The organism is Massilia sp. LXY-5, assembly GCF_059801075.1.
Map to the genome: position 1 here is coordinate 371367 of NZ_JBNNEH010000001.1, position 25599 is coordinate 396965.

Annotated in this window: 23 protein-coding genes; 18 read left to right on the forward strand and 5 right to left on the reverse strand. The window is 66.0% G+C overall.

Annotation, left to right across the window (positions count from 1 at the left end; translation table 11 throughout):
- The first annotated feature begins 32 nt into the window (after positions 1-32).
- The 8 genes from mpl (at position 33) to corA (ending at position 8383) form a co-directional block, all read left to right on the forward strand.
- Positions 33-1403, forward strand: a complete 1371-nt coding sequence (gene mpl / locus ACI48I_RS01690) for a UDP-N-acetylmuramate:L-alanyl-gamma-D-glutamyl-meso-diaminopimelate ligase (protein WP_498573146.1) — start codon at positions 33-35, stop codon at positions 1401-1403.
- Positions 1400-2005, forward strand: coding sequence for a YqiA/YcfP family alpha/beta fold hydrolase (locus ACI48I_RS01695; protein ID WP_498573147.1), 606 nt, complete (start codon positions 1400-1402; stop codon positions 2003-2005). The genes mpl and ACI48I_RS01695 overlap by 4 nt, the downstream gene beginning before the upstream one ends.
- Positions 2002-2586: a chorismate--pyruvate lyase family protein gene (locus tag ACI48I_RS01700; RefSeq protein WP_498573148.1), complete on the forward strand. Its 585-nt coding sequence runs from the start codon at positions 2002-2004 to the stop codon at positions 2584-2586. Before ACI48I_RS01695 ends, ACI48I_RS01700 begins: the two co-directional genes overlap by 4 nt.
- Before the next feature lies 1 nt (position 2587).
- Positions 2588-4621, forward strand: a complete 2034-nt coding sequence (locus tag ACI48I_RS01705; RefSeq protein ID WP_498573149.1) for a ribonuclease catalytic domain-containing protein — start codon at positions 2588-2590, stop codon at positions 4619-4621.
- A 271-nt stretch (positions 4622-4892) separates the two neighbouring features.
- Complete coding sequence (locus ACI48I_RS01710) at positions 4893-5744, forward strand: TonB family protein (protein ID WP_498573150.1); 852 nt, start codon at positions 4893-4895, stop codon at positions 5742-5744.
- Positions 5741-6550, forward strand: a complete 810-nt coding sequence (gene aroE / locus ACI48I_RS01715) for a shikimate dehydrogenase (RefSeq protein ID WP_498573151.1) — start codon at positions 5741-5743, stop codon at positions 6548-6550. The genes ACI48I_RS01710 and aroE overlap by 4 nt, the downstream gene beginning before the upstream one ends.
- A 10-nt stretch (positions 6551-6560) precedes the next feature.
- Positions 6561-7286, forward strand: a complete 726-nt coding sequence (gene mtgA, locus ACI48I_RS01720) for a monofunctional biosynthetic peptidoglycan transglycosylase (RefSeq protein WP_498573152.1) — start codon at positions 6561-6563, stop codon at positions 7284-7286.
- A 122-nt stretch (positions 7287-7408) separates the two neighbouring features.
- A complete protein-coding gene (corA, locus tag ACI48I_RS01725) occupies positions 7409-8383 on the forward strand; it encodes a magnesium/cobalt transporter CorA (protein ID WP_498573153.1) in 975 nt (324 codons plus the stop codon).
- 10 nt (positions 8384-8393) lie between these two features.
- Here corA and ACI48I_RS01730 read toward each other — a convergent pair whose 3' ends face one another.
- From ACI48I_RS01730 to thiD, 4 genes are all read right to left on the reverse strand, one after another.
- Positions 8394-8879: a hypothetical protein gene (locus ACI48I_RS01730; RefSeq protein ID WP_498573154.1), complete on the reverse strand. Its 486-nt coding sequence runs from the start codon at positions 8877-8879 to the stop codon at positions 8394-8396.
- Positions 8848-9648 (reverse strand): glycoside hydrolase family 19 protein, encoded by an 801-nt coding sequence (locus ACI48I_RS01735; RefSeq protein WP_498573155.1) that lies wholly within the window; start codon positions 9646-9648, stop codon positions 8848-8850. Before ACI48I_RS01735 ends, ACI48I_RS01730 begins: the two co-directional genes overlap by 32 nt.
- An 83-nt stretch (positions 9649-9731) precedes the next feature.
- The gene (hemL, locus tag ACI48I_RS01740) at positions 9732-11030 is read right to left on the reverse strand and encodes a glutamate-1-semialdehyde 2,1-aminomutase (RefSeq protein ID WP_498573156.1); all 1299 of its coding nucleotides are present in this window, start codon (positions 11028-11030) and stop codon (positions 9732-9734) included.
- Positions 11027-11866: a bifunctional hydroxymethylpyrimidine kinase/phosphomethylpyrimidine kinase gene (gene thiD, locus ACI48I_RS01745; RefSeq protein WP_498573157.1), complete on the reverse strand. Its 840-nt coding sequence runs from the start codon at positions 11864-11866 to the stop codon at positions 11027-11029. The genes hemL and thiD overlap by 4 nt, the downstream gene beginning before the upstream one ends.
- A gap of 94 nt (positions 11867-11960) precedes the next feature.
- Here thiD and ACI48I_RS01750 point away from each other — a divergent pair, with 94 nt between their 5' ends.
- The 6 genes from ACI48I_RS01750 (at position 11961) to ACI48I_RS01775 (ending at position 21357) form a co-directional block, all read left to right on the forward strand.
- Positions 11961-12113, forward strand: a complete 153-nt coding sequence (locus tag ACI48I_RS01750; RefSeq protein WP_091876441.1) for a rubredoxin — start codon at positions 11961-11963, stop codon at positions 12111-12113.
- 299 nt (positions 12114-12412) lie between these two features.
- Positions 12413-12817 carry a response regulator gene (locus ACI48I_RS01755; RefSeq protein ID WP_193688360.1) on the forward strand — a complete coding sequence of 135 codons (405 nt, stop codon included), beginning with the start codon at positions 12413-12415 and terminating at the stop codon, positions 12815-12817.
- Positions 12818-12831: 14 nt separating this feature from the next.
- Entirely contained in the window at positions 12832-13200 is a 369-nt protein-coding gene (locus ACI48I_RS01760) for a response regulator transcription factor (RefSeq protein ID WP_307727401.1), read from the forward strand.
- Positions 13200-13736 carry a chemotaxis protein CheW gene (locus tag ACI48I_RS01765; RefSeq protein ID WP_193688361.1) on the forward strand — a complete coding sequence of 179 codons (537 nt, stop codon included), beginning with the start codon at positions 13200-13202 and terminating at the stop codon, positions 13734-13736. The genes ACI48I_RS01760 and ACI48I_RS01765 overlap by 1 nt, the downstream gene beginning before the upstream one ends.
- Before the next feature lie 25 nt (positions 13737-13761).
- Entirely contained in the window at positions 13762-16065 is a 2304-nt protein-coding gene (locus ACI48I_RS01770) for a methyl-accepting chemotaxis protein (RefSeq protein ID WP_498573158.1), read from the forward strand.
- 21 nt (positions 16066-16086) lie between these two features.
- A complete protein-coding gene (locus ACI48I_RS01775; protein WP_498573159.1) occupies positions 16087-21357 on the forward strand; it encodes a hybrid sensor histidine kinase/response regulator in 5271 nt (1756 codons plus the stop codon).
- 68 nt (positions 21358-21425) lie between these two features.
- Here the strand turns inward: ACI48I_RS01775 and ACI48I_RS01780 are convergent, their stop codons facing one another.
- The gene (locus ACI48I_RS01780; protein ID WP_498573160.1) at positions 21426-22883 is read right to left on the reverse strand and encodes a cryptochrome/photolyase family protein; all 1458 of its coding nucleotides are present in this window, start codon (positions 22881-22883) and stop codon (positions 21426-21428) included.
- A 179-nt stretch (positions 22884-23062) separates the two neighbouring features.
- Here ACI48I_RS01780 and ACI48I_RS01785 point away from each other — a divergent pair, with 179 nt between their 5' ends.
- From ACI48I_RS01785 to ACI48I_RS01800, 4 genes are read left to right on the forward strand one after another with little or no spacing between them, the layout of a single operon-like run.
- Positions 23063-23716, forward strand: coding sequence for a YqgE/AlgH family protein (locus tag ACI48I_RS01785; protein ID WP_498573161.1), 654 nt, complete (start codon positions 23063-23065; stop codon positions 23714-23716).
- A 15-nt stretch (positions 23717-23731) separates the two neighbouring features.
- Positions 23732-24124, forward strand: a complete 393-nt coding sequence (ruvX, locus tag ACI48I_RS01790) for a Holliday junction resolvase RuvX (protein WP_498573162.1) — start codon at positions 23732-23734, stop codon at positions 24122-24124.
- Positions 24111-24641, forward strand: a complete 531-nt coding sequence (pyrR, locus tag ACI48I_RS01795) for a bifunctional pyr operon transcriptional regulator/uracil phosphoribosyltransferase PyrR (protein WP_193688366.1) — start codon at positions 24111-24113, stop codon at positions 24639-24641. The genes ruvX and pyrR overlap by 14 nt, the downstream gene beginning before the upstream one ends.
- On the forward strand, positions 24622-25599 hold the full coding sequence (locus ACI48I_RS01800; RefSeq protein ID WP_193688367.1) for an aspartate carbamoyltransferase catalytic subunit: 978 nt from the start codon (positions 24622-24624) through the stop codon (positions 25597-25599). Before pyrR ends, ACI48I_RS01800 begins: the two co-directional genes overlap by 20 nt.

The window sequence follows — 25599 nt, forward strand, 5'->3', positions numbered from 1 at the left end:
AGAATCGCGTATTCGCTTTATTCCTTACCATCATGCACATTCACATCCTCGGCATTTGCGGCACCTTCATGGGCGGCCTGGCGGTCCTGGCGAAAGAGGCCGGCCACCGCGTTACCGGTTGCGACGCCAACGTCTATCCCCCGATGAGTACCCAGCTCGAGGCCCAGGGTATCGAACTGATCCAGGGCTATGGCCCGGAACAGGTGTCGCTGAATCCCGACCTGTATGTGGTGGGTAATGTGATGACGCGCGGGAATCCGCTGATCGAGGAAATCCTGAACCGCGGCCTGCCGTATGTGTCGGGCCCGCAGTGGATCGGCGAACATATTTTGCGCGAAAAATGGGTGCTTGCCGTGGCCGGCACCCACGGCAAGACGACGACCTCGTCGATGCTGGCCTGGATCCTGGAAGACGCGGGCTATGCGCCGGGCTTCCTGATCGGCGGCGTGCCGATGAATTTCGGTATTTCGGCGCGCCTGCAGGGCGCCACCGAATCGGACTTCTTCGTCATCGAAGCGGACGAATACGACACCGCCTTTTTCGACAAGCGCAGCAAGTTCGTGCACTACCACGCGAAGACGGCCGTGCTGAACAACCTCGAATTCGACCACGCCGACATCTTCCCGGACATCGGCGCCATCGAGACCCAGTTCCACCACCTGGTGCGCACCGTGCCCGGCGTCGGGCGCCTGGTCGTCAACGGCGACGAAGCCTCGCTGGCGCGCGTGATCAAGCGCGGCTGCTGGAGCGAGAAGGAAACGTTTGGTTCGTCCGACGGCGTGAACTGGGCAATGGTCGAGCATCCGGGCGGCGCCAGCTTCGACGTCATGTTCAATGGCGAGAACCAGGGCACTGTGCACTGGGAACTGACCGGCAAGCACAACCGCTCGAACGCGCTGGCCGCGATTGCCGCTGCCCGCCACGTCGGCGTGCCGGTGGCGCAGGCCGTCGATTCGCTGTCTCGCTTCCAGAGCGTCAAGCGGCGCATGGAAGTACGCGGCGTGGTGAACAACGTCACCGTCTACGACGATTTTGCGCACCACCCGACCGCGATCGCGACCACCGTCGGCGGCCTGCGCCAGCGCATCGGCAGCGCGGGGCGCATCCTGGCCGTGCTGGAGCCCCGCTCGAACACGATGAAGCTGGGCGCTATGAAGGATGCGCTGCCGGGCAGTCTGAAAGATGCGGACCTCGTGTTCGGCTTCGGCAGCCAGCAGGCGCTGGGCTGGTCGCTGGCCGATGCCTTGAAGCCGCTGGGCACGATCGCGCACAGCTTCGACCAGATCGACTACATGGTGCAGGCCATCGTGCAGGCGGCCCAGCCGGGCGACCACATCCTCGTGATGAGCAATGGCGGCTTCGGCGGCGTGCACCAGAAGCTGCTCGAGGCGCTGGCGCAATGATTTTGTACTTGCACGGCTTCCGCTCGTCGCCGCGTTCCTTTAAAGCGCGGGTGATGCAGGAACGCATGGCGGCGGCCGGCCGCGCGGGCGACCTGATCTGCCCGCAGCTGCCGGCGTCGCCGAAAGCGGCGATGGAACTGGCGCTGCTGCTGGCGGAACGCCACGCGCCGCACAACCTGTCCATCGTCGGTTCCTCGCTGGGCGGCTTTTATGCGACCTGGCTGGCCGAGCGGCTGGACGTGCCGGCCGTGTTATTGAATCCCTCGGTCGATCCCCTGAAAAACCTGGAGCATCACGTCGGCGTGACGACGAACTGGCACTCAAGCGAACCTTTCGAATTCCGGCGCGAATACATCGATGAGCTGGCCGAGCTGAAAGTGGCGCGCATCACCAGGCCGGAACGCTATTTCCTGATTGCCGCGACCGGCGACGAAGTGCTGGATTACCGCGACATGGTGAATCACTATGCCGGTGCGCGCCAGCACGTGATCGAGGGCAGCGACCACGCGATTTCCGAATTCCCGCAGTATGTGGATGAGGTGCTGGGCTTTTGCCAGCCGCACGCGGACTGGTCGCCAGGGCAGGAGGGCGCGCCCCGGTGAGGGGACAATCGCTGCGCCTGGCGAAGTGGCATCGCAGGGCCGCCGCCGTCGGCGCCGAGGGGTCCATGCGCGGCTGGCTTGAAACGAAGGGTTCGCTGACGGCGCGCCTGGTGGCGCACAGCGCGGCGTTTCGCGTGCGGCGCCTGCACCAGGAGGTGGCGCTCTGTTCGCTGGAGGAGGCGGTGCCGATCGGCCTGCCGCGCCGCGAGCGCGTCTGGGAGCGCGAGGTTGTATTGTGCTGCGATGGCGTGCCGGTGGTCTTCGGCCACACCGTCGTACCGATGTCGGCCACGGCGAACGACTGGCCGCTGTTTTCGGCGCTGGGCGAGCAGTCGCTCGGTTCCACCCTGTTTTACGACCCCAAGGTCGTGCGCGGGCCGCTCGAATTTGCCCGGCTGCGCGCTGGTCACCCGCTGCTGGCGCGCGTGCGCGCAGCGCTTGGAGCTGACCTGGGTAGCAAGGATTTCCATGCGCGGCGCTGTGTTTACCGCCGTCATCAAGGCCTGTTGATGGTCACCGAAGTATTCTTGCCGGCTGTATTGGAGCTGACGGCAGCTGCAACAATAAAGATAGCGAAATAACATGAACGTATTTTTTGAAGAATCGGGCGACTTCAAGGTCGGCACGGTGTTGTCGACGGCTGGCGAAGCCTATCAGGTCGAACTGTCGAGCGGCAAACGGTCCAAGGTCAAGACCAAGGACGTCTTGCTCCAGTTCGAGAAACCGGCGCCCGAAGTGCTGCTGGACGAAGCCAGGGGGATCGCCGCCGAGGTCGACCTCGACTTCCTGTGGGAGGTGGCGGGGCAGGAAGAATTCGGCTTTGCCGAGCTGGGCGCCGAGTACTTCGGCCACGCCCCGTTGCCCGCGGAGGCCGCGGGCCTGGTGCTGGCCCTGCACAACGCCCCGATCTATTTCTATAAAAAGGGCCGTGGACGCTACAAGGCTGCGCCCGAGCAGTCGCTGCGCGCGGCCCAGGCCGGCATCGAAAAGAAAAAGCAGCAGGCACTGATCCAGGCCGGCTATGTCGAGGAACTCAAGGCGGGCACGCTGCCGGCCACGATGCAGCCGATCGTCGCCCAGTTGCTGTTCAAGCCGGACAAGAACACGATCGAATACAAGGCGCTGGAAGCCGCGGCCGACGAGCTGCAGACCACCGCGCCACGGCTGATGCTGGCCACCAAAGGCTTCGCCTCGCCCAAAGACCTGCACATGGGACGTTTCCTGTTCGAGAACTTCTCGCGTGGCGCCGGCTTCCCATCGGTCGCCGTGCCGAGCGCGCCGACTGCGCTGCCTGTCGCCAGGGTCGCCGCCTTCTCGATCGACGACGTCACCACCACCGAGATCGATGACGCCTTCTCGGTCGAGCACCTGGACGACGGCACCGTGCGCGTCGGCATCCACATCGCCGCGCCGGGCCTGGCCATCAAGCCGGACGACGAGATCGACAAGATCGCCCGTGCGCGCATGTCGACCGTCTATATGCCGGGCGACAAGATCACGATGCTGCCGGACGAAGTCGTCAACGCCTTCACCCTGGCCGAGGGCACGACCTGCCCGGCACTGTCGCTGTACGCGGTCCTCGATCCGGCCGACTGGTCGACGATCTCGACCACGACGCGCGCCGAACTGGTGCCGATCCAGAGCAACCTGCGCCACAACGACCTCGACGAGCTGGTCAACGAAGAGACGCTGGAAAACGGGGCGGGCGAGTATCCGCACAAAATGGAATTGGCCCTGCTGTGGAAATGGGCGCTGAAACTCGAAGCGGGCCGTATGCAGAAGCGCGAAGCCTTCGGTTTGAAGCCGGAGCAGGCGAACCGGGTCGACTTCAATTTCTATGTCGAGGACGACGTGGTCTCGATCGTGCGCCGCAAGCGCGGCGCGCCGCTGGATAAAATCGTCGCCGAACTGATGATTTTCGCGAACAGCACCTGGGGCAAGCTGCTGCACGACTCCGGCGTGCCGGGCATCTACCGTTCGCAGGGCGCCGGCAGCGGCGCCGGCTGGGCGGCGAAGATGCAGGTGCGCATGGTCACCCATGCGGCCCCGCACCAGGGCCTGGGCGTCGATCAATACGCCTGGAGCACGTCGCCGCTGCGCCGCTACACGGACCTGGTGAACCAGTGGCAGATCATCGCCTGCGCCGAGCACGGCGTGACCGCGCCGCTGGTCGCCCCCTTCAAGCCACGCGATGCGACGCTGTTCTCGATCGTCTCCGCTTTCGATGCGGCGTATGCGTCCTACAACGACTTCCAGCAGACGATGGAACGCTACTGGTGCCTGCGCTGGCTGGGCCAGGAGGGCGTCAAGCAGGCCGAGGCCGTCGTGCTGAAGGACGACGTGCTGCGCCTGACGGACGTGCCGCTGGTGATCCGCCTGGCCGGCATGCCGCAGGTGGCGCGCGGCGCGCAAGTCAAACTCGATATCGTGCGCTGGGACGAGGTCGACCTGTCGCTCGAGGCGAGATTGCTCGAAGTGGCGGCGGCACCGGGCGAGGAGATCGCGTTCGAGGAAGAAGAGGGCGATAGCGGAGAAGCGGCGGTCGAAGAGGCAGTCGAAGCCGAAGGTGCGGTGGCAGTGGTCAGCACCGATGACCCTGCGCCAGCAGAATCGTAAGCCGTTAGCAGTCGTGTAACGTAGGGTGGGCTCCTGAGCCCACGCGGTGATACGTAGCTCCAGCATCAGCGTGCACGAACGCGCAGCCGGTGCATATCACCGCGTGGGCACAAGTGCCCACCCTACGGTAGTGGTAACGATGTTGCCGTGCTGCCACCCAGCCCGCATCGGCAACCCACACGGCCGCTGCGCACGGTAGAATGCTCGGATTCCCAGATTCAACAGCCGTCCGGCTCCCCGCGTGAAGTATTCCCGAGAAAACCGTCCCCTCATGATTGCCCTGGCCGCTTCGGTGGCGGCGCATGCGGTCCTGCTCGCCATCCGTTTCGTGGCGCCCGATGCCTTGCGCTTCGAGCCGGCCGATCCGGGCCTGGAAGTCATCCTCGTCAACGCGAAACATGCCAAGGCCCCGAGTAAAGCCGAAGCGCTGGCCCAGGCCAACCTCGAAGGCGGCGGCACGGCCGATGCCGGGCGTTCGAAATCGCCGCTGCCCGACCTGCGCAAGAACGAGAACGGCGACAGCATCAAGGCCCTGCAGAAGCGCATCGTCGAACTCGAGCAGCTGCAGCAGAACGTGCTCACGCGCGCGCAACAGTCGCCGTTCACCGCCGCGCCCGTCACCGACAAGGACAAGCCCGATCCGACCCGTACCGGCGCCGACGAGGTCGACACAACGCGCCAGATCGCGCGCATGACGGCAGAAATCACGCAGACCATCGAGGACCAGAATAAACGTCCGAAGCGCACCCATATTTCGCCGAGCACGCGCCAGGTCGGCTATGCGCTGTATTACAAGGCCATGCAAAAGCAGGTGGAAGAGGTCGGCACGCTGAACTTCCCCCAGCAGAACGGCAAGAAACTCTACGGCGAGCTGGTGGTGTCGATTCCCGTGTTCCAGGACGGCAGCCTGTACCAGAAGGAAGGCGGACCGCGCATCGAGCGTTCGTCCGGTAATCCGGCGCTCGACAAGGCGGCCCTGGAAATCGTGCGCCGCGCGGCTCCCTTCGGCGCCTTCCCGCAGAACATGCGCACCGCCGGCAAGGATGACCTGTGGATCGTGATCACGCGTTTTACTTTTACACGCGAAGAAAAAGTGAAAGCCGAACTCCAGGAGCAGGTATGACCGACCAATACTGCGTGATCGGCAATCCGATCGCCCACAGCAAGTCGCCCGAGATCCACCCCGTGTTCGCCGCCCAGACCGGACAGGACATCGCTTACGGACGCTGCCTGGCGCCGCTCGACGGTTTTACGGAGGCGGTGCGCCAGCTGGTCGCCCAGGGCTATCGCGGCGCGAACGTCACCGTGCCCTTCAAGATCGAGGCAGTGGCGGTGGCCACCCGGCTGACCGGGCGCGCGCGCGCCGCCGGCGCCGTGAATACCCTCAGCTTCGAGGACGGAGAGATCGTCGGCGACAACACCGACGGCCCCGGCCTAGTGGCCGACATCGTCCGGAATGCCGGCGTCGCGCTGGCTGGTCAACGCATCCTGCTGCTCGGCGCGGGCGGCGCGGCGCGCGGGGTCATGCTGCCGTTTATCGAGCAACAACCGGCATCGATCCTGGTGGCCAACCGCACCCGCGCCACGGCCGACAGCCTGGTCGCCAACTTTGCCGGGCACGGCGTTCCACTGGCCGCCTGCGGCTTCGACGAGATCGAAGGACCCTTCGACATCGTCATCAACGCCACCTCGAGCAGCCTGGGCGGAACGATGCCGCCAGTGCCGGCCTCGGCTTTTGCCAAAGGCAGCCTGGCCTTGGATATGATGTACGGCAGCGCGCCGTCGCCCTTCATGGACTTCGCGCGCGCGCAGGGCGCCGTCACGCGCGACGGCCTCGGCATGCTGGTCGAACAGGCCGCCGAAGCGTTTATGGTCTGGCGCGGCGTGCGGCCCGACACGAGCGCTGTCTTCAAACAATTACGCACCTAAAAAAACGATAATGGCAAAACGAGGCAATGCGGCGGGGACAGGCAAGGGCGGACGGCGCTGGATCAAGTGGATTTTTCTCGGGCCGATCCTGGCCGTCTTTTTACTCCAGCTGTATTTCTTCGTGCAGGTCTGCTGGTTCGCCCGGTTCAATCCCGGTTCGACCAGTTTCATGCGTGAGCAACTGTCGGCGCTGCGCGAAACGAATCCGAATGCCCAGCTGAAGTACCAGTGGGTTCCTTACGAGCGCATTTCGGATAATCTGAAACGCGCCGTGGTCGCCTCGGAAGACGCGAATTTCGCCGACCACCCGGGCGTCGACTTCGACGCCCTCGAACGCGCCTACAACCGCAACAACCGCAAGCACAAGGTCGTCGGCGGCGGCTCGACCATCACGCAGCAGCTGGCCAAGAATTTATTCCTGTCGGGCTCGCGCAACTACCTGCGCAAGGGCCAGGAGATGATCATCGCCTTCATGCTGGAAACGGTGATGAGCAAGCGCCGCATCCTGGAGATCTATCTCAACGTCGTCGAGTTCGGGCGCGGCGTGTTCGGCGCCGAAGCGGCCGCGCGCTATTACTTCAAGACGCCGGCAGCCAACTTGCAGCCGTTCCAGGCGGCGCGCCTGGCCGTGATGCTGCCCAATCCGCGCTACTACGATGTTCATCGCAGCACGAATTATCTGGTCAAGCGCACCGGACTGATCCAGCGCCGCATGGCCTCCGCCGAAGTCCCATAACACTCGCTTCTTGATTTCGCTGAAAAACAGCCTAATGCGGGGCAAAAGTGTTGTTTCGGGGTGGCCGGGCTCGGGGCTAACGGGTACACTTGCGTCAGTTTTGATTCCGGCCGAGAAAGCGCATGATCAACGTATTTGTCCTACAAAATGGCCGACTGAACCAGGTGCCCATCGCTTCCCGCGCGGACCTGGAGAATGCCACGCCTGTCTGGGTCGACCTCACCGATCCGGATGACGACGAACGCGCGTGGGTCAAGGCGATTTATGGCGTCACCCTGCCGGGCGAAGACGAAGTCTCGGACATCGAAGCCTCGGCCCGCTACTACGAAGCGGAGAATGGCGACCTGCACCTGCGCACCGACTTCCTGCTCGAGGAAGAAGACGGCCCGTCGCGGGTGGTGACGGTTGCCTTCATCCTGTCGGGCAAGCGCCTGTTCTCGGTCCACTCGGACGATTTGCCCGTGTTTCGCCTGGTGCGCATGCGCGCCCGTTCGCGTCCCGGTTCGATCGCCGACTACATGGACGTGCTGCTCGACTTGTACGCAACCGATGCCGAGTATTCGGCGGACGCGCTCGAGGGCATTTACGAGAGCCTGGAAGAAGTCAGCCAGCGCGTGCTGCAGAAGGAATTCACCGACCAGGATGCGGCCGCGGCGCTGAACGCGATCGCCCACGAGGAAGATTTGAATGGCCGCATCCGCCGCAACATGATGGATACCCGGCGCGCCGTCAGTTTCCTGATGCGCGGGCGATTACTGAACTCGGAACAGTTCGACGAAGCGCGCCAGATTTTGCGCGACATCGAATCGCTGGACGGCCACACCTCTTTCCTGTTCGACAAGGTCAACTTCCTGATGGATGCCACGGTCGGCTTCATCAACATCAACCAGAACAAGATCATCAAGATCTTCTCGGTGGCCTCGGTCGCCTTCATGCCGCCGACGATGATCGCCAGCATCTACGGGATGAACTTCCATAAATGGTTCCCGGAGCTGGACTGGTCGTATGGCTATCCGTTTGCGCTGGCGCTGATGGCGGCCACGGCGATTGCGCCGCTCCTGTATTTCAAAAAGCGTGGCTGGCTGAACCTGGCGTAGCAAACGACGCTTATTTTCCTGCGACGGAACCCACCGGCTCGCGAAACCCTTCGCCGCCATCCTCGCAGCGCATCCTGCTGAGCACCTTCCCGCGCCGGGAGACGATGACGCCGTCCTCGAATTCGGGCGTCTTGCCATCGTCCGCGCGCGCCACCTTGCTGTAGACGGTATACGTATAGGCGCCGCGCTCGAACGCGACCGTCGTTTCGCCACCGCCGACCAGCGGCCTCGATTTGACGGTGAAGGCGACACTCGCCTGGCGGCCGGGCTCGGGGTAGGACAGTTCGACACCGTCCGGCCGGCCGAAACGGTAGCTCAGCATGCCGCGGTCGCCGCTCGCGCGGCACAGCGAGACCAGTTTGGTGCCCACATGGCAGGCGAACACGACTGGTTCGTCGGCGGCGCACAGCGACGCGGCCGATGCGAACGGCGCAACGAAGCAGCAGGCCGCTGCGACGACGCGTTCAGATACCCAGTACTTTCTTGATGCTCGCAAGGCGTGCTCCGCGATCTTCCAGTCCATTCAGGCCGCCATTCACGGCACGGGTGACTTGCTCGAGGTCGTCCAGGTCGGCAAGCGTATTGACTGTACGCGCATCCCAGTAATAGAAAGCCGATTCGATGGCGTATTTGAGCTCGCTCATGACGAGGTCGGGTTGCGCCACGAAATCGCGCGGATCGGCAGGGTTGCGCGCGTTGTGCGCCGTCGTAAAAGCGGCGTAATTGTCCTTGCCGGTCAGCTGGATCAGGCCGCGTCCGCGGTAGCGGTAACCGTCGCCCGAGGCTTCGTCGCCATTGCCGAGGCGGTTCGCGTACACATAGGCGAGCAGGTGTTCCGGATTGCCGGCGTACTTGTCCTGTTCCGTCCACAGCTTGGGGCGCAGGCGGTCGGGCTGGTCTTCGGCATTCAGGTGGCAGTCGTCGAGGGCGCGCTCGTAGCGCGACGGTCCACCGCGGCACCCGAAAATCTCGTGCATGCGTGGCACCGAATAGCGGCCGTTTTCCTCTGTCGCCCGAAAGCCGCTTTCATGCCCGATCTGGGCCAGGAAGTGGGACAGGCGCAAAGGCGTAGTCACCTCGTAGCGGCGCGCGTAGTCGTTCAGGCTATCGACCAGGGCGGCGTAATAACTGTCGGGATTGGTCGCATCGGCCGCGTGCAGCAGGGCGAGCGTGACCACCGCCTGCCCGGTCTGGGGCAGGGGCTGCTGAAAGCGCGGCACCCGTGAACGGGGCGCGCCGGGAGAAGAACGTCGGAGTCGTGCCATGATCAACCCAACCGGAGTTGGATCCATGATGGCACAAGCGTTGGCGGGCGCCGCGCGCGCGACAGCGCCCCGTTTGCTCTGCCTTAAGCGATGCGGGCGAAGACTTTCCGCGCGGCTGAAATCGTTTCCTCGATGACCGCATCGTCGTGCGCAGCGGACACGAAGCCCGCTTCGAACATGGCTGGAGCGAAATACACACCTTCATCCAGCATGCCGTGGAAGAAGGCATTGAAGCGCGCCTTGTCGCCCGCCATCATCTGGCCATAGGTCGACGGCACCGTCTCGCTGAAATAGAAGCCGAACATGCCGCCCACCGAATCGCCGCAGAAGGCGATGCCCGCTTCTTTCGCCGCTGCCGTCAGGCCGGCGACCAGCTTCTCGCCGGCGGCCGTCAGCCGCTCATAAAAGCCGGCTTCCTGCACGATCTTCAGGGTCGTCATGCCGGCGGCGACCGCCACCGGATTGCCCGACAGCGTACCGGCCTGGTACACGGGGCCGATCGGCGCCATCTTCTGCATCAGGTCGCGCTTGCCGCCAAAGGCCGCCACCGGCAGGCCGCCGCCGATGACTTTACCCAGGGCGGTGAGGTCCGGGGTGATGCCGTACATTTCCTGGGCGCCGCCGAGGCCGACGCGGAAGCCGCACATGACCTCGTCGAAAATCAGCACGGCGCCGTGTTCGGTGCACAGCTCGCGCATGCGTCCGAGGAATTCGGGCGTCGCGCGGATCAGGTTCATGTTGCCGGCGACCGGCTCGACGATCACGCAGGCAATCGTATCGCCCATCGTTTTAAAAGCGTCTTCCAGCTGGGCGACGTTGTTGTAGTCGAGGACCAGGGTGTGCTTGACGAAGTCTTCCGGCACGCCGGCCGAGGTCGGGTTGCCGAAGGTCAGCAGGCCGGAGCCGGCTTTCACCAGCAGCGAGTCAGCGTGGCCGTGGTAGCAGCCTTCGAATTTCACGATCTTGTCGCGGCCGGTGGCGCCGCGCGCCAGGCGCAGGGCGCTCATCGTCGCTTCGGTGCCCGAGGAAACCAGGCGCACCTGCTCGATCGACGGCACCAGCTTGCAGATTTCTTCCGCGATCTCGATCTCGGCTTCGGTCGGCGCGCCAAAAGATAGACCATTAGAAGCAGCAAGCTGCACCGCCTTGACAACTTGAGGGTGGGCGTGGCCGACGATGGCCGGGCCCCAGGAACCGATGTAGTCGATATAGCGCTTGCCGTCGGCGTCCCAAAAATACGGTCCCTCGGCGCGGGTGATGAAGCGCGGGGTGCCGCCGACCGAGCGGAAGGCGCGCACCGGCGAATTCACGCCGCCGGGCGTGGTTTCCTGGGCGCGGGCGAACAGGGTGTCGTTACGGGATGCGGATTGGTCAGTCGTCATGTCTTGGATGCTTTCGTGCTGCCGGCCTGCGGCAGGATGCGGTAGAAACGGTTGGGAACGAGCTTGCCCATGCCGAAGCGCTGGGCGTGCAGGAGGGCGCCATAGGTGTACTCCTGGGCGGCACGCAGGGCGTCGATGGCGTCCATCCCACGCGCCATCAATGCGGCGATCGCGCCCGAGAGAGTGGTGCCGGCGCCCACGAAATGGCCGGGCAGGTGCTGCCAGTCGATGATGGTGACGCCGTCGTCGCGGTCGAACAGGGTGTTGGCGCGTTTATGCCCCTCGCTCGAGGTGCCGGTGACGAGCACGTACTGGCAGCCGCGCGCGGTCAGCTCGGCGACGTCCGTCTCCAGGGACCCCTCTACTCCGGCTTCGCGCCAGAGTTCGGCCATGCGTCCGAGTTCCGATTGCGACAGTTGTAATACCGTCGCCTGCGGTGCCAGGATCTGGCGGATCGAGGCGACGATGTCCTCGTCCGACATGCCGGAGTCGGGCAGGGCGGAGAGAAACGGGTCGACGATCAGCGGCACCTCGGCGTAATCGGAAACGATTTCGGCGATCGCCGCGGCCTGCTCGATGCTGGCAATCGCCCCGATTTTCACTGCGGCGATCGGCATGTCCTCGAGCACCTGGCGCGCCTGGTCGGCCATGACGCCGGTGTCGACTTCATGCCATTCTTCGACGCGCGCGCTGTCGGACACCAGCAGCGCGGTGGTGATGGAGAGGGCGTGGCAGCCATGGGCGGCGAAGGTGGCGACATCTGCCTGCACGCCAAGTGCCCCGACCGGGTCGGACACCCCAAATGTGAGAATCAGCGGAGACGGTTGGTTTTGCACGACGGGTAGATTAAGATACCTGATTCCCCATTTTACTAGATCGAAGGAACTACACGTGAGTAACGAGACGACCGCAACCGCCTACCAGACCTGGATGTGCCTGATCTGCGGATGGGTCTACGACGAAGAAGCGGGCGCCCCGGAAGACGGGATTGCTCCCGGTACCCGCTGGGCCGATGTGCCGATGAACTGGACCTGTCCGGAATGCGGCGCCCGGAAAGACGATTTCGAAATGACCGCGATCTGATTGTGTAGGGTGGGCTCCGCCCACGCGGTATCGTGCTCATGCATACCACTGACGACATTCCACGCTGCGGCTGTGCAAATGTCCGACCGCGTGGGCGGAGCCCACCCTGCAACATCGGCATTTCCGATGCCAACTTTGCAATCAAGTTATCAATTCCACCCCACCCGATAACGTAATTTCTAGCCCTTCCAACAAGCTTTTCCCCCTTCCGTTTGCTCCTAGTTGACGCTGTGCAACACTTCACGCACAAGCCCATCGCCCTATGCTATCTTGGCGGTCCATGCTGAAGTGAAACGAAAATGACGACATCGCAGCAAGCAAGCAGCCTCACCGTGATGGTGGTCGACGACAGCAACACGATCCGCCGTTCGGCCGAGATTTTCCTCACCCAGGCCGGCTACCGCGTGGTGCTGGCCGAGGACGGTTTCGATGCGCTCGCCAAGATCAACGACCACCATCCGGCGCTCGTCTTCTGCGACATCCTGATGCCGCGCCTGGACGGTTACCAGACCTGTGCGCTGATCAAGAAGAGCGCGCGTTTTCACGCGACGCCGGTGGTCATGCTCTCGTCGAAGGATGGCCTGTTCGACCGCGCGCGCGGCGCGATGGTCGGCTCGAGCGCCTATCTCACCAAGCCGTTTTCCAAAGATACCCTGCTCGCGGCCGTCCGCGAGCACACGGCCCCACAGGCCGGAACCCCTTGATTTGCGGAGCCCCCGTGGCCATACACAAGATCCTGATCGTCGACGACTCACCGACGGAACGCTACTACCTGACCGACATCCTGGTCAAAAACGGCTTTGCCGTCTCCACTGCCGACAACGGCGAAGAAGCGCTGGTCAAAATGCGTGCCGACCGGCCCGAGCTGATCCTGATGGACGTCGTCATGCCTGGCGCGAACGGCTTCCAGGTGACGCGTTCGATCGCGCGCGACCCCGAGCTGGCCGCCGTGCCGGTCATCATCTGCAGCAGCAAGAACCAGGAAACCGACCGCATCTGGGGCATGCGCCAGGGCGCCAGGGATTATTTCGTCAAGCCGGTCGATCCGACCCAGCTGCTGGCGCGCATCGCCGCCCTGGGCGCCTGATGAACGCCGGCGTGAACGGCAGCGCGCTCGCCCCGGCGGCGGCCCGCCGCACCCGCCTGCGCGACTACCAGGCGCAGTTGCTGGCCCGGATGCAGGCCGCGCAAAGCGGCGCCGCAGAGGCGCAGCACCAGCTGGGCGTGGACATCGGCGGCGCGCGTTATTTATTGGAGCTGACCGAAGCCGGAGAAATCGTGGCGCCGCCGCCCCTGGCCGGCGTGCCGCTGACCCAGCCCTGGTACCTGGGGCTGGCCAACGTGCGCGGCAGCCTGCTGGGCGTGATCGACCTGGCGCGCTATCTCGACCCCAAGGCCGCGGCCAGCGGGCCGGAGGCGCGCCTGGTCTCGCTGGCGCCGCGCCTCGGCTTCAATTGCGCGCTGCTCGTCACGCGCGTGTACGGCCTGCGTCGCCGCAGTGCGATGCAGGCCGAGGGCGCCGTGCTGCGCGACGCCGACGGCCATGCATGGACGCCCTTGTCGCTGGCGGCACTGGTGCGGGAAGAACGCTTCCTGCACGTCGCCCTCCAGCCCCGCCAATAAAAACACCGCAGCACCAGGAGCCGCAATGGGAATCGCTTCAAAGATGGGCCTGAATTTCCTCCCGAAGGGGAAGGGCGAGAACGACACCGTGCTGGCGTCGCCGGACACGCGCTTCGGCGCCGAGCTGATGCCGGAGACGCCGCCCGCCGCTGTGGAGGCAGGCGGCTCGGCCGAGGAAGCCATGCTGCGGCTCGGGAACGTGATGCGCCGCCGCGCACCGGGTGCCGCCGAAGAGAGCGAGGAAGAGGATAACCTCAGCCTGCCGCTGATCGGCCACCTGTCGCTGCCGCGCCAGCTGCGCCTGCTGCTGGTCGCCTTCGCCGCCGGCATTTTGCTGACCATCCTCGGGATGTGGCAGAACGCCGCCGTCAACGCCAAAGTCGCCGCCCAGATCCAGGTCGCCGGCGACATCCTGATGCATACCCAGCGTGCCGGCAAGGCGGCGCCGAACGCGCTCGCCGGGCGCCCCGATTCCTTCGCCCAGCTCGACGAGAGCCGCGCCGAAGTCGAGCGCAATATGCGCCTGCTGGCCAAGGGCGGCGATCTCGGCGCCGTCAGCATCCCGGGCGCCAGCGGCCGCCAGGCCGCCCAGCTGGCGCGCGTGCGCAATACCTGGAACGCCTCCGACCAGGGCGCGGCCAACATCATCAAGATGAAGCCGGCGCTGATCGCCTTCGACAAAAGCGTGCGCCAGCTCGACGCCCTCGCGTCCGAAATGCTGACCCTGACCGAAGACCTGATGGCGCAGAACGTCGAACGCGGCGCCAGCGCGCGCGAGCTGGCCGCGATCGGCCGCATGATGATGCTGACCCAGCGCCTGGCGCGCGGCGCCAACCAGTTCTTCGCCATCGGCGTGCCCGGCGACGACGCCGCGGTGCGCATCGGCGCCGACAGTGCCGCCTTCGAACATGCGCTCGGCGAGCTGCAGGGCGGCGGCGCGGCCCAGCGCAACCCGGATTTGCGCGACAAGCTGATCCAGGTGCAGACCCGTTTCAATGCCTTCCGCAAGGACTTCGCGCCCTTCCTCGACAACCCGGCGGCGTATTCGAAAGCGCGCGCCGCCGCGCGCACCATCCACCGCGACAACGAAGAAATCAAGAAGGAAGTCAGCGCGCTGCAGGCCGGCTACCGCGAACAGCAATCCACGCAGAACAGCTGGTTCTGGCTGCTGGTGGTGGCCTCGATCTTCACGCTGGCCACCGCCGGCTCGATCAGCCGCGTCATGCTGCAGGACTCGCGCAACCGCACCCGCGGCGCCGACGCGCGGCGCCGCGAAGCGGAAAGCCTGCGCCAGCTGGCGCAGGCGCAGGAAGAAGAAGCCAAGGCCACCAACAACCAGAACCAGGCCGCGATTCTGCGCCTGATGAACGAACTGCAGGAAGTGGCCGACGGCGATTTGACCGTGCACGCCACCGTCTCGGAAGACATCACCGGCGCGATCGCCGACTCCGTCAACTATACGGTCGAGGAGCTGCGTACGCTGGTGCAGCGCGTCACCACCACCGCCGAGCAGGTGACGCAGGCCTCGAACGAGGCGCAGACGATTTCCACGGGCTTGCTGGACGCGACCGGACAGCAGTCGCGCGAGATCGAGGAAGCCTCGTCGACGGTCCTGCGCATGGCCGGCGAGATCACCGACGTATCGAAGTCGGCCAACGAATCGGCCGAGGTCGCGCGCCAGTCGGTGGCGGCGGCGGAGCAGGGCGCGGCGGCGGTGCAGAACGCGATCCTCGGCATGCACGAGATCCGCGAACAGATCCAGGAAACCTCGAAGCGCATCAAGCGCCTGGGCGAATCCTCGCAGGAGATCGGCGAAATTACCGAACTGATTTCCGACATTACCGAGCAGACCAACGTGTTGGCGCTGAACGCGGCGATCCAGGCGGCGTCGGCCGGCGAAGCGGGACGCGGCTTCTCGGTCGTGGCCGAAGAGGTGCAGCGCCTGGCCGAACGTTCCGGCGACGCCGCCAAGCAGATCGGCGCGCTGGTGCGGACGATTCAGACGGACACGCACGACGCCGCGGCGGCGATGGAAAAATCGACCCAGGGCGTGGTCGAGGGTGCGCGCCTGTCGGATGCGGCCGGTGCCGCGCTGGCGGACATCTCGCGCGTCTCGAACCGCCTCGCGGAACTGATCCAGGGGATCTCGTTTGCGACCGGGTTGCAGGCGACATCGGCCAACGGCGTGGCGCACAATATGCAGCACATCCTCTCCGTGACCGAGCATACCCAGGCCGGCACCGAGCAGACCGCACTATCGATCCGCCAGCTGGCCGTGCTGGCGCAGGAACTGAAAAACTCGGTGTCGCGCTTCCGCGTCGCCGCCTGAGGACCAACCCCGACAACGACGATGACTTCATCCCAGCCCGCGCCCCTTTTTGACACCGGCCCTTTGTCCTGGGTGATCGGCGAGATCCGCGGCGCGCTCGAGCGCTCCAGCAGCGCCCTGAACGATGCGGCGACGCGTTCGAGCGAAGCCCAGCCGACCCTGCTGCTGCATGCGAAGACGCATTTGCACCAGGCGCACGGCGCGCTGCAGATGGTCGATGTCGAAGGCGTGGGCCTGCTCACCAGCGCCGCCGAGCGCGCGCTCGACCGTTTCAAGGAGCGCACGCTCGACTGCACGCCGGAGAGTGTCAAGGCCGTGCGCGAGGCCTTCGGCGCGATCGGCGAATACCTGGACGAATTGGTCGCGGGCGCCGCGCCCCAGCCTGTACGCCTGTTCCCGTATTACCGCGCGCTGCAGGAATTGCTGGGCGCGGAGCGCATCCATCCGTCCGACCTGCTCGCTATCGACACGACGCATGCCGTTGCGTCCGGCGATGCCGCGCTTGAGTACGCGGCTTGCCGCGCCCAGTTCGAGAAGGCGCTGCTGCCTTACCTGAAGAGTCCTGACGCCGCCGCCCAGCGTACGCATGCGGGCGCCCTGGCCGCGGCGATCGCGCCGTTGACGCCTGCCGGTACAGCCTGGCAGGCGCTGCATGCGGTCGCCACGCTGGTGGCCGGGGGCGCTCTGGCGGGCGACCTGTTGATCAAGCAGCTGTTCGGCCAGATCAACCTGCAGCTGCGCCGCCTGGCCCAGGGCCAGGCCGGCCTGCCCGACACGATGCTGCGCGACGCGCTGTTCTTCATCGCGGCCGCAGGCGAGGCCGGGGGCGAGGCGGCGGTCCTGCGGCGCGCCTTCCGCCTCGACGGCGCGGTGCCGGCCGATTATGCCGAGCGCCGCTACGGCAAGGTCGATCCGCACGCGCTGAAGGAAGCCAAGGAAGCGCTGGCACGCTCGAAGTCGGACTGGGACCAGCTCGCCGTGCATCCCGACGCCGCGCGCGAAGCCGATTTCAACGGCGCGCTGGCGACGCTCGCCGGCGCCAGCGAGAAGCTCGGCGCGCCGGCCCTGGCGCAACTGCTGCGCGAACTCGGCCAGGCCGCCAACGACTCGATCGCTTCGGGCCGCAACGATCAGTTCGGCCTCGAGATGGCCACGGCCATGCTGTTCGTCGAACACGGCCTGGACCAGGTGCGCCAGCTGCCGGAGGATTTCGGGCAGCATGCGGAAGTGGTGGGCCAGCGCTTGCTGGCCCTCGCTGCCGGTGAAACGCCGCCCGCGGCACCCGACTGGCAGAACGAACTGGCGCAGTCGATCCAGCAGGGCCAGACGGTGGCCGTGCTGGCGGGAGAAATCAAGTCCGGCCTGCGCCAGGTCGAAAAACTGCTCGACGAGTATTACGACGACCCGCGCCACAAGCGCGGCGCGCTGGTGGCGGCCGCTCCGCTGCTGCACCAGATCCAGGGCGCACTCTCCATCCTCGACCACGAGGCGGCGGCGCGCACCGCGCACCATGTGCGCGAGGCGGTCTCGAACCTGGCCGAGGGCGACGGCGACGTCCAGGCCCAGGCCGGCACGCTGCATAACATCGCCCGGAATATCGGCGCGTTGGGCTTTTTCACCGACATGCTGGCGCAGAACAGCAACAGCGCGAAGGACCGCTTCGTGTTCGACGAGGAAGCGGAGCTGCTGTGCGAGTTGAGTGTCGAGCAGGCGAGCGCCGCGCAGGAAGCAGCGATGCCGGTGTCCGCGGTGCCTGACGAAGCTGCTGCTGCTGCTGCGGCCCTTGCACCGGAAGCCGGCATCGACGCCGAACTGCTCGAGATCTTCGTTGCCGAAGCGGGCGAAGTGCTGGACACGATCGCCGCCACACTGCCCGAGCTGCGCCGCGACCCGCAGGCGCAGGACGCATTGACCATCGTGCGGCGTGCCTTCCACACGCTCAAGGGCAGCGCGCGCATGGTCAGCCTCGACGAATTCGCGGCCGGCGCGGCGGCACTGGAGCGCGTGCTGAACGTCTGGCTCGCGGACGCCCGCGCCGCCACGTCCGATCTGCTCGATCTCGTCGGACACGCGCACGCCGAACTTTCGCCCTGGGTCGCCGAACTGGCGGCAAGCGGCAGCTCGGCACGCAGCAACGCCGGGCTGATCGCGGCAGCCGAAGGCGTGCAGGGCGGCGCCGCCTTTGCCGTGGAGCCCGTGACGGCCGAGGAGACGCCGCCGGCGCAACGGGAAGCGGCCAGCAATGTGATTTCCCTGCCGACGGCCACCCGTCCAGCGCCGGCCGCCGACGAGAACATGCACCGCGTCGGCACGCTTGAGATTCCGCTGGCCCTGTACAACATCTATGTCGCCGAGACCGACGAACTCCTGCGCCTGCTCGAGCGCGATTTCGGCGAGTGGCGCCATGAAACGGGACGCCTGGCCAGCGCCGAGGCATTGAAGGCGGTGCACACGCTGGGCGGCACGTCGGGCACGGTCGGTTTCCTCCCCTTGCGCGACCTGGCGCAGGCGCTGGAGACGACGCTCGAGATGCTGGCGGCGCCAGGCTTGAGCCTGAGCCCGGCCCAGCACGACGTGCTCGACGCCGCGCTGGCGCGCGTGCGCCAGATGCTGCAGGCCTTCGGACGCGACGAACTGGCGCCCGCCCAGCCGGACATGCTGGCCGAGCTCGACGCCCTGCGCACAGCCCTGGCGCAGCAGCAGGCCGCAGCCGCGTACGGCGACGCCGGCACGGATCTCGCGCGCCAGCTCGACACGCTGTTCGCGCAGGCCTACGACAGCCTGCGGGCCGAGCCGCCGGTGGCGGTGCCGGCTGCGCAGCCCGTCGAGGAAAAACCGGCCGCGGACGCAGCCGTCGACGACCTGTTCGGCCTCGATTTCGACGCCTTGTTCGATGCGCCGGAGGCCCAGGCCGAAGCGCAGGTGGAACCGGAAGCGCAAGCGGAACCTGTGCCCGAGCCCGAGCCCGAGCCCGAGCCCGAGCCCGAGCCCGAGCCCGAGCCGCACGAGGCGGCCCAGCCGGAAGCGACCGCGCGTCCCGTGGCCCTGGCGACGGACGGCGCGCCGGCGCCCGAACCGGTGCTGCACGACGAGCTCGATCCAGACTTGCTGCCGGTGTTCCTGGAAGAGGCGGCCGACCTGCTGCCGCAGATCGGCAACGGCCTGCGCCAGTGGCAGAACAACCCGCAGGACCCGGCGCCGGCGCAAGGCCTGCTGCGCACCCTGCACACCGTCAAAGGCAGCGCGCGCATGGCCGGCGCGATGCGCATCGGCCAGCATACCCACGAGCTGGAAACGCAAGTCGAGAACATGGTGCATGCGGGGACCAGCGCGCCCGCCGCGTTCGACGAGCTGATGGCCAACTACGACACGGCGCTGGCGCTGTTCGAGCAGCTGGTGCAGCCGGCGCAGGCGCCGGCAAGCGATGCGCCCGATGCGTCCGAAGCGCCGGCGGAGCCTGCCGCGGATGCGCTGACCCCGAGCGAGGCGCGCACGCCGCTGGTGCGGGTACGCGCCGACATCCTCGACCGTCTCGTGACCCAGGCCGGCGAGGTCTCGATCACGCGCTCGAAACTGGAAAACCAGATGGGCGTATTAAAAGCTGCGCTGGGTGAGTTTTCCGACAACCTCGGCCGCCTGCGGCGCCAGCTGCGCGAAGTCGAGATGCAGGCCGAATCGCAGATCGCCTCGCGAATGTCGATCGCTGGCGAGCGCGAGTTCGACCCGCTCGAATTCGACCGTTTTACCCGGCTGCAGGAACTGACCCGCATGATGGCCGAGAGCGTCAACGACGTCGCCTCCTTCCACGAGTCGCTCTCGCGCACGGTCGACGGCGCCGGCGAAGAACTGGCGGCGCAATCGCGCATGACGCGCGACCTCCAGCGCGACCTGATGCGGGTGCGGATGGTGCCCTTTGCCAGCTTGTCCGAACGCCTGTTTCGCGTCGCGCGCCAGACGGCCAAGGAAACGGATAAACGCGTAAACCTGGACATCCGCGGCGGCGCCGTCGAGATCGACCGCAGCGTGCTGGAACAGATGGCCGCGCCCTTCGAACACCTGCTGCGCAACGCCATCGTGCACGGCATCGAGCCGCGTACCGAGCGCGCAGCCGGCGGCAAATCCGATACCGGCGAGCTGCTGGTGCAGGTGAGCCAGCAGGGCAACGAGGTCGTGCTGCAGTTCGGCGACGACGGCGCCGGCCTGGATTTGGGGCGCATCCGCGCCAAGGCGATTGCGCTCGGCCTGATTGCCGGGGATGCGGAACTGAGCGACGCGCAGGCGGCCGAACTGATTTTCGCGCCCGGCTTCTCGACCGCCGATACGCTGACCGAACTGGCGGGACGCGGCGTCGGCATGGACGTGGTGCGCTCGGAAGCGCAGGCCCTGGGCGGGCGCGTGACGATCGACACCGAGGCCGGGCAGGGCACGCGTTTTACCATCCGCCTGCCGCTGACCCTCGCCGTCACGCAGGTCGTGCTGGTCGCCAGCGCCGGCAAGACCTATGCGCTGCCCTCGACCCTGGTCGAGCAGGTGGTACAGGTGCGCGAGCCGGACCTGGCCGCCGCCGCGGAGACCGGCACGCTCGACGCCGGCGGACAGGTACTGCCCTTCCACTACCTGCCGGCGCTGCTGGGGGAAGGAGACCGTTTCGAACCCGGCCTGCGTTCGCGTCCGGTGCTGCTGCTGCACAGCGCCGGCGAGCGCATCGCACTGCAGGTCGACGAGGTACTGGGCAACCGCGAGGTGGTCATCAAAAACCTCGGACCGCAACTGGCGCGGGTGCCGGGGATTGCCGGCGCCACGGTGCTCGGCAGCGGCGACATCGTGTTGATCCTGAACCCGCTGGCCCTGGGCCGGAATGCCGGGAGCGTGGGCATGGTTCCCGCCGCGGCCCAGCCGGCGCCCGTCCACCGCCCGACGGTGATGGTGGTCGACGACTCGCTGACCGTGCGCCGCGTGACCCAGCGCCTGCTCGAGCGCGAGGGCTACCGGGTGGCGCTCGCCAAGGATGGGGTCGACGCGCTGGCGCAGCTGCCGGAAGTGCGTCCCGACCTGATGCTGGTCGATATCGAGATGCCGCGCATGGACGGTTTTGATCTCGTGCGCCACGTGCGCGGCGATCCTGCCACGGCCGCGCTGCCGGTGATCATGATCACCTCGCGCACGGCCGACAAGCACCGCAATGTCGCGCTGGGATTGGGCGTAAATGCGTATTTCGGCAAGCCGTTCCAGGAGCCGGTGTTGTTGGGGGCGATTGCCGGGTTGTTGAATGGCGAGATGCCGGAGGCGTAATCGATTTGCCTATGCCGTAGGGTGGGCTCTCGAGCCCACGCGTTCGTGCCCCTGAACACCCGACGGCATCACCCGCCTTTGACGACGGTAAATCGCTCCAGCGTCCGCTGCCGCGCCTGCGCATGATCGATGATCGGCTCCGGATAATCCCTCCCCAACACGATCCCGCACGCCGCCAATTCATCCGCCGGCACCAGCCACGGCGCATGAATATCCCGCGCCTCCAGCTTCGCCAGCTGCGGCAGGTACTGTTTTATAAACTCCCCCTGCCGGTCGAACTTCTGCGACTGCGTCACCGGATTGAAGATGCGGAACCACGGCTGCGCATCGCATCCGGTCGATGCCGCCCACTGCCAGCCGCCGACGTTCGAGGCCAGGTCGTAGTCGTTCAATTGGCGCGCAAAATAGCGCTCGCCCCAGCGCCAGTCGATCCCGAGATCTTTTACTAAAAAGCTGGCCGTCACCATGCGCAGCCGGTTGTGCATGAAGCCGGTCGTGTTCAGCTGGACCATCGCCGCGTCCACCAGCGGATAGCCGGTACGGCCTTCGCACCAGGCGGCAAATAAAGCCTGCGCCGGCTCGCCCGCTTCCCATGCGATCGCATCGAAGGCCGGCTTGAACGACTGCTGCGCGATATGCGGATGGTGGAACAGGATCATCGCGTAGAACTCGCGCCAGATCAGTTCCGACAGCCACACCGGCGCGCCCGCGCCACCGGCGCCATTGGCCATCATCTGGCGCAGCGTGCGCACCAGGTGGCGTACCGAGGTAGTGCCGAAGCGCAGGTGAATCGACAGGCGAGACGTTGCGTCCAGCGCCGGGAAGTCGCGCGCCGTGCCGTAATCAGCCAGGCGTGGCAGGAAGTGTTCGAACAGTTCACTTGCCCCCGCCATCCCGGGCGGCGCGGGCAGGGGACCGTCATCGAACCCGAGCTGCGCCAGGCCAGGCAGCGCCACCTCGGGCACGGGCGCCAGGGCCCCCGCATGCGGTTCGATCATCCACGGCGCGGCCGCTTCCGGCTGGGCGGCCAGGCGCTTGAGCCATGCGTTCTTATACGGGGTGAACACGCCGTAGATCCCGCCGGCCAGGGTCAGCACCTCGTTTTTCTCGAAAATCACCTGGTCCTTGAAGCGCAACAGGCTGCGGCCCCCGGCTTCCAGTGCCGCGGCCACGGCCGCGTCGCGGGCGATCGCGTCCGGTTCGTAATCCTCGTTGACGTACACGCTGCGGGCATCGAGTTCGGCGGCCAGGCGCGGGATCTCGTCCACCGCGGCGCCGTGGCGCACCATCAGCCCGCCGCCGAGTTTGCGCAGCTCGGCGTCGAGTTCGCGCAGGCTGGCGTGGATGAAGCGCACGCGCCGTTCCTCGCGCGGCAAGCCGTCCAGGATACCGGTGTCGAACACGAAGACGCAGACCACGCTGCCGCCGTATTGGGCGGCATCGCGCAACGCATGGTGCAGGGCGGCGTGGTCGAAGGCGCGCAGGTCGCGCCGGAACCAGACAACAGACTTGCTTTTCGGAATCATCGTGTTTTCAGTCAACAGGGCGAGCCATTTTACGGGCTAGGATCGAACGGTTGCATCACGTTATCGAGTGGTGCTTCGCGCGCGCAACGGCGCTCCGGATGGCTGGTCGCGCGTTTCAGTGTAAACTATCGAAAAGCCTAATGTTGTAGTCGGGATACTAGCCAACAGAGAGTCAGCGTATGAAGAAGAGCAAAATCGGCACAACTCTGCCCATGGCCGGCCTGCCGCAGGGAGGCGAAACACTCGGCAATATCGGTCCGGCACCGTCAGGGTTGAATTTGGCCAATCATTTCCTCATCGCCATGCCTTCCATGGAAGACCCGATCTTCGGCGGCGCGGTGGTGTACATCTGCGAGCATAACGAAAAAGGCGTGCTCGGGGTCGTCATCAACAAGCCGACCGACATGACGATGGAGGTGCTGTTCGACCGCATCGACCTGAAAGTGGCCGAAGGCCTGCGCGCGCAGGTAGTCGACGAGCCGATCATGTTCGGCGGTCCGGTCCAGGACGACCGCGGCTTCGTGCTGCACAGTCCGGGCGGACGCTATTCTTCCTCGCTGAACGTGACCGACGACGTCGCCTTCACCACCTCGATCGACGTGCTCGAGGCGGTCGCCAGCGGTGCCGGACCCGCCCGCATGCTGGTTTCGATCGGCTACGCCGGCTGGAGTCCGGGCCAGCTCGAGGAAGAATTGTCGCGCAACGGCTGGCTCACCGTGGGCGCCGACGCCCACGTGCTGTTCGACCTGCCGATCGAGGAGCGCTACAACGCCGCCATCAAATTGCTGGGTATCGATCCGATGATGCTCACCACCGAGGCCGGCCATGCGTGAGCTTGGTCGAGATTGATGGTTGAGATTGTTTTTGGATTCGACTTCGGCATCAAGCGGATCGGTATCGCGATGGGCAATACGCTGACCGGGCAGGCCCAGCCTCTCACGGTCGTGAACGCCATCGACAACGCCACCCGCTTCAAGACCATCGGCGCGCTGATCGACGAGTGGCGCCCGACGCGCCTGGTCGTCGGCGAGCCGCGCCATCCGGACGGCGCCGAGCACGACATGACCTTGCGCGCGCGCCGCTTCGCCAACCAGCTGCACGGCCGCTTCGACCTGCCCGTCGAGCTGGTCGACGAGCGCTACTCTTCCGTCGTGATCCCCGCCAGGCGCGGCGAGATTATCGACGCCAAGGCTGCCTCCATCATTTTGCAACAGTACTTTGACGATCATGCCAACAACTAATCAAGACTTCGATGCCGAGGCGCTGTACCGCGCCCTGCTCGAACAGGTGCGCGCGGGCCTCGCGAACGTGCCGGACGCCGCCATCGTCGGCATCCATTCGGGCGGCGCCTGGCTGGCCGAGCGCCTCGCCGCCGACCTCGACCTGAAAGGCCGCCTCGGCTTCATCGACGTCTCGTTCTACCGCGACGACTATGCCAGGAAGGGCCTGCATCCGGACGTGAAGCCGACCCATATCGGCTTCAACGTCGACGGCGCCACCATCGTGCTGGTCGACGACGTACTCTACACGGGGCGCACGACGCGCGCCGCGATCAACGTGCTGTTCGACTACGGCCGCCCGGCCTGCATCAAGCTGGCGGCGCTGGCCGACCGCGGCGGGCGCGAGCTGCCCGTGGCGCCCGATTTCGTTGGCGTGACCACCACGCTGGCAGGCCGCCAGTCGCTGTCGCTGGCACGCGACGCATCCGGCCAACTCTCGCTCACGATCGAAGAAGACAATGCCGACTCTGAACAATAACCCGCAACTGAACAAGAACGGCGAGCTGCAGCACCTGCTCACCATCGAAGGCCTGCCCAAGGCGATCATCAACCATATCCTCGACACCGCGCAGAGTTTCGTCGGCATCTCCGACCGCGAAGTGAAAAAGGTGCCGCTGATGCGCGGTAAAAGCGTGTTCAACCTGTTCTTTGAAAACAGCACCCGCACCCGCACCACCTTCGAGATCGCCTCGAAGCGCCTGTCGGCCGACGTCATCAACCTGAACATCCAGGCCTCTTCGACCACGAAGGGCGAGTCGCTGTTGGATACCATCGACAACCTGGCGGCCATGCACGCCGACATGTTCGTGGTGCGCCACGCGCAGTCGGGCGCGCCTTACCTGATCGCCAAGCACCTGAACGACAGCGGCCGCAAGGAAATCCACGTCGTCAACGCCGGCGACGGTCGCCATGCGCACCCGACCCAGGGCCTGCTCGACATGTACACGATCCGTCACTACAAGCAGGATTTTACGAACCTGCGCGTGGCCATCGTCGGCGACATCCTGCACAGCCGGGTGGCGCGTTCGGACATTCACGCACTGACCACCCTCGGCGTGCCGGAAGTGCGCGCCATCGGCCCGCAGACTCTGCTGCCGAGCGGCCTGGAACACATGGGCGTGCGCGTGTTCAACAACATGGATGAAGGTCTGAAAGACGTCGACGTCATCATCATGCTGCGCCTGCAGAACGAGCGCATGTCGGGCGCGCTGCTGCCCTCGGCCCAGGAGTATTTCAAGAGCTACGGCCTGACGCCCGAGCGCCTGGCGCTGGCCAGGCCGGACGCGATCGTGATGCACCCGGGGCCGATGAACCGCGGCGTCGAGATCGACTCGGCGGTGGCCGACGGCAAGCAGGCCGTCATTCTGCCGCAGGTGACCTTCGGGATCGCGGTACGGATGGCGGTGATGAGTATTTTGGCGGGAGGCAGAGCTTGA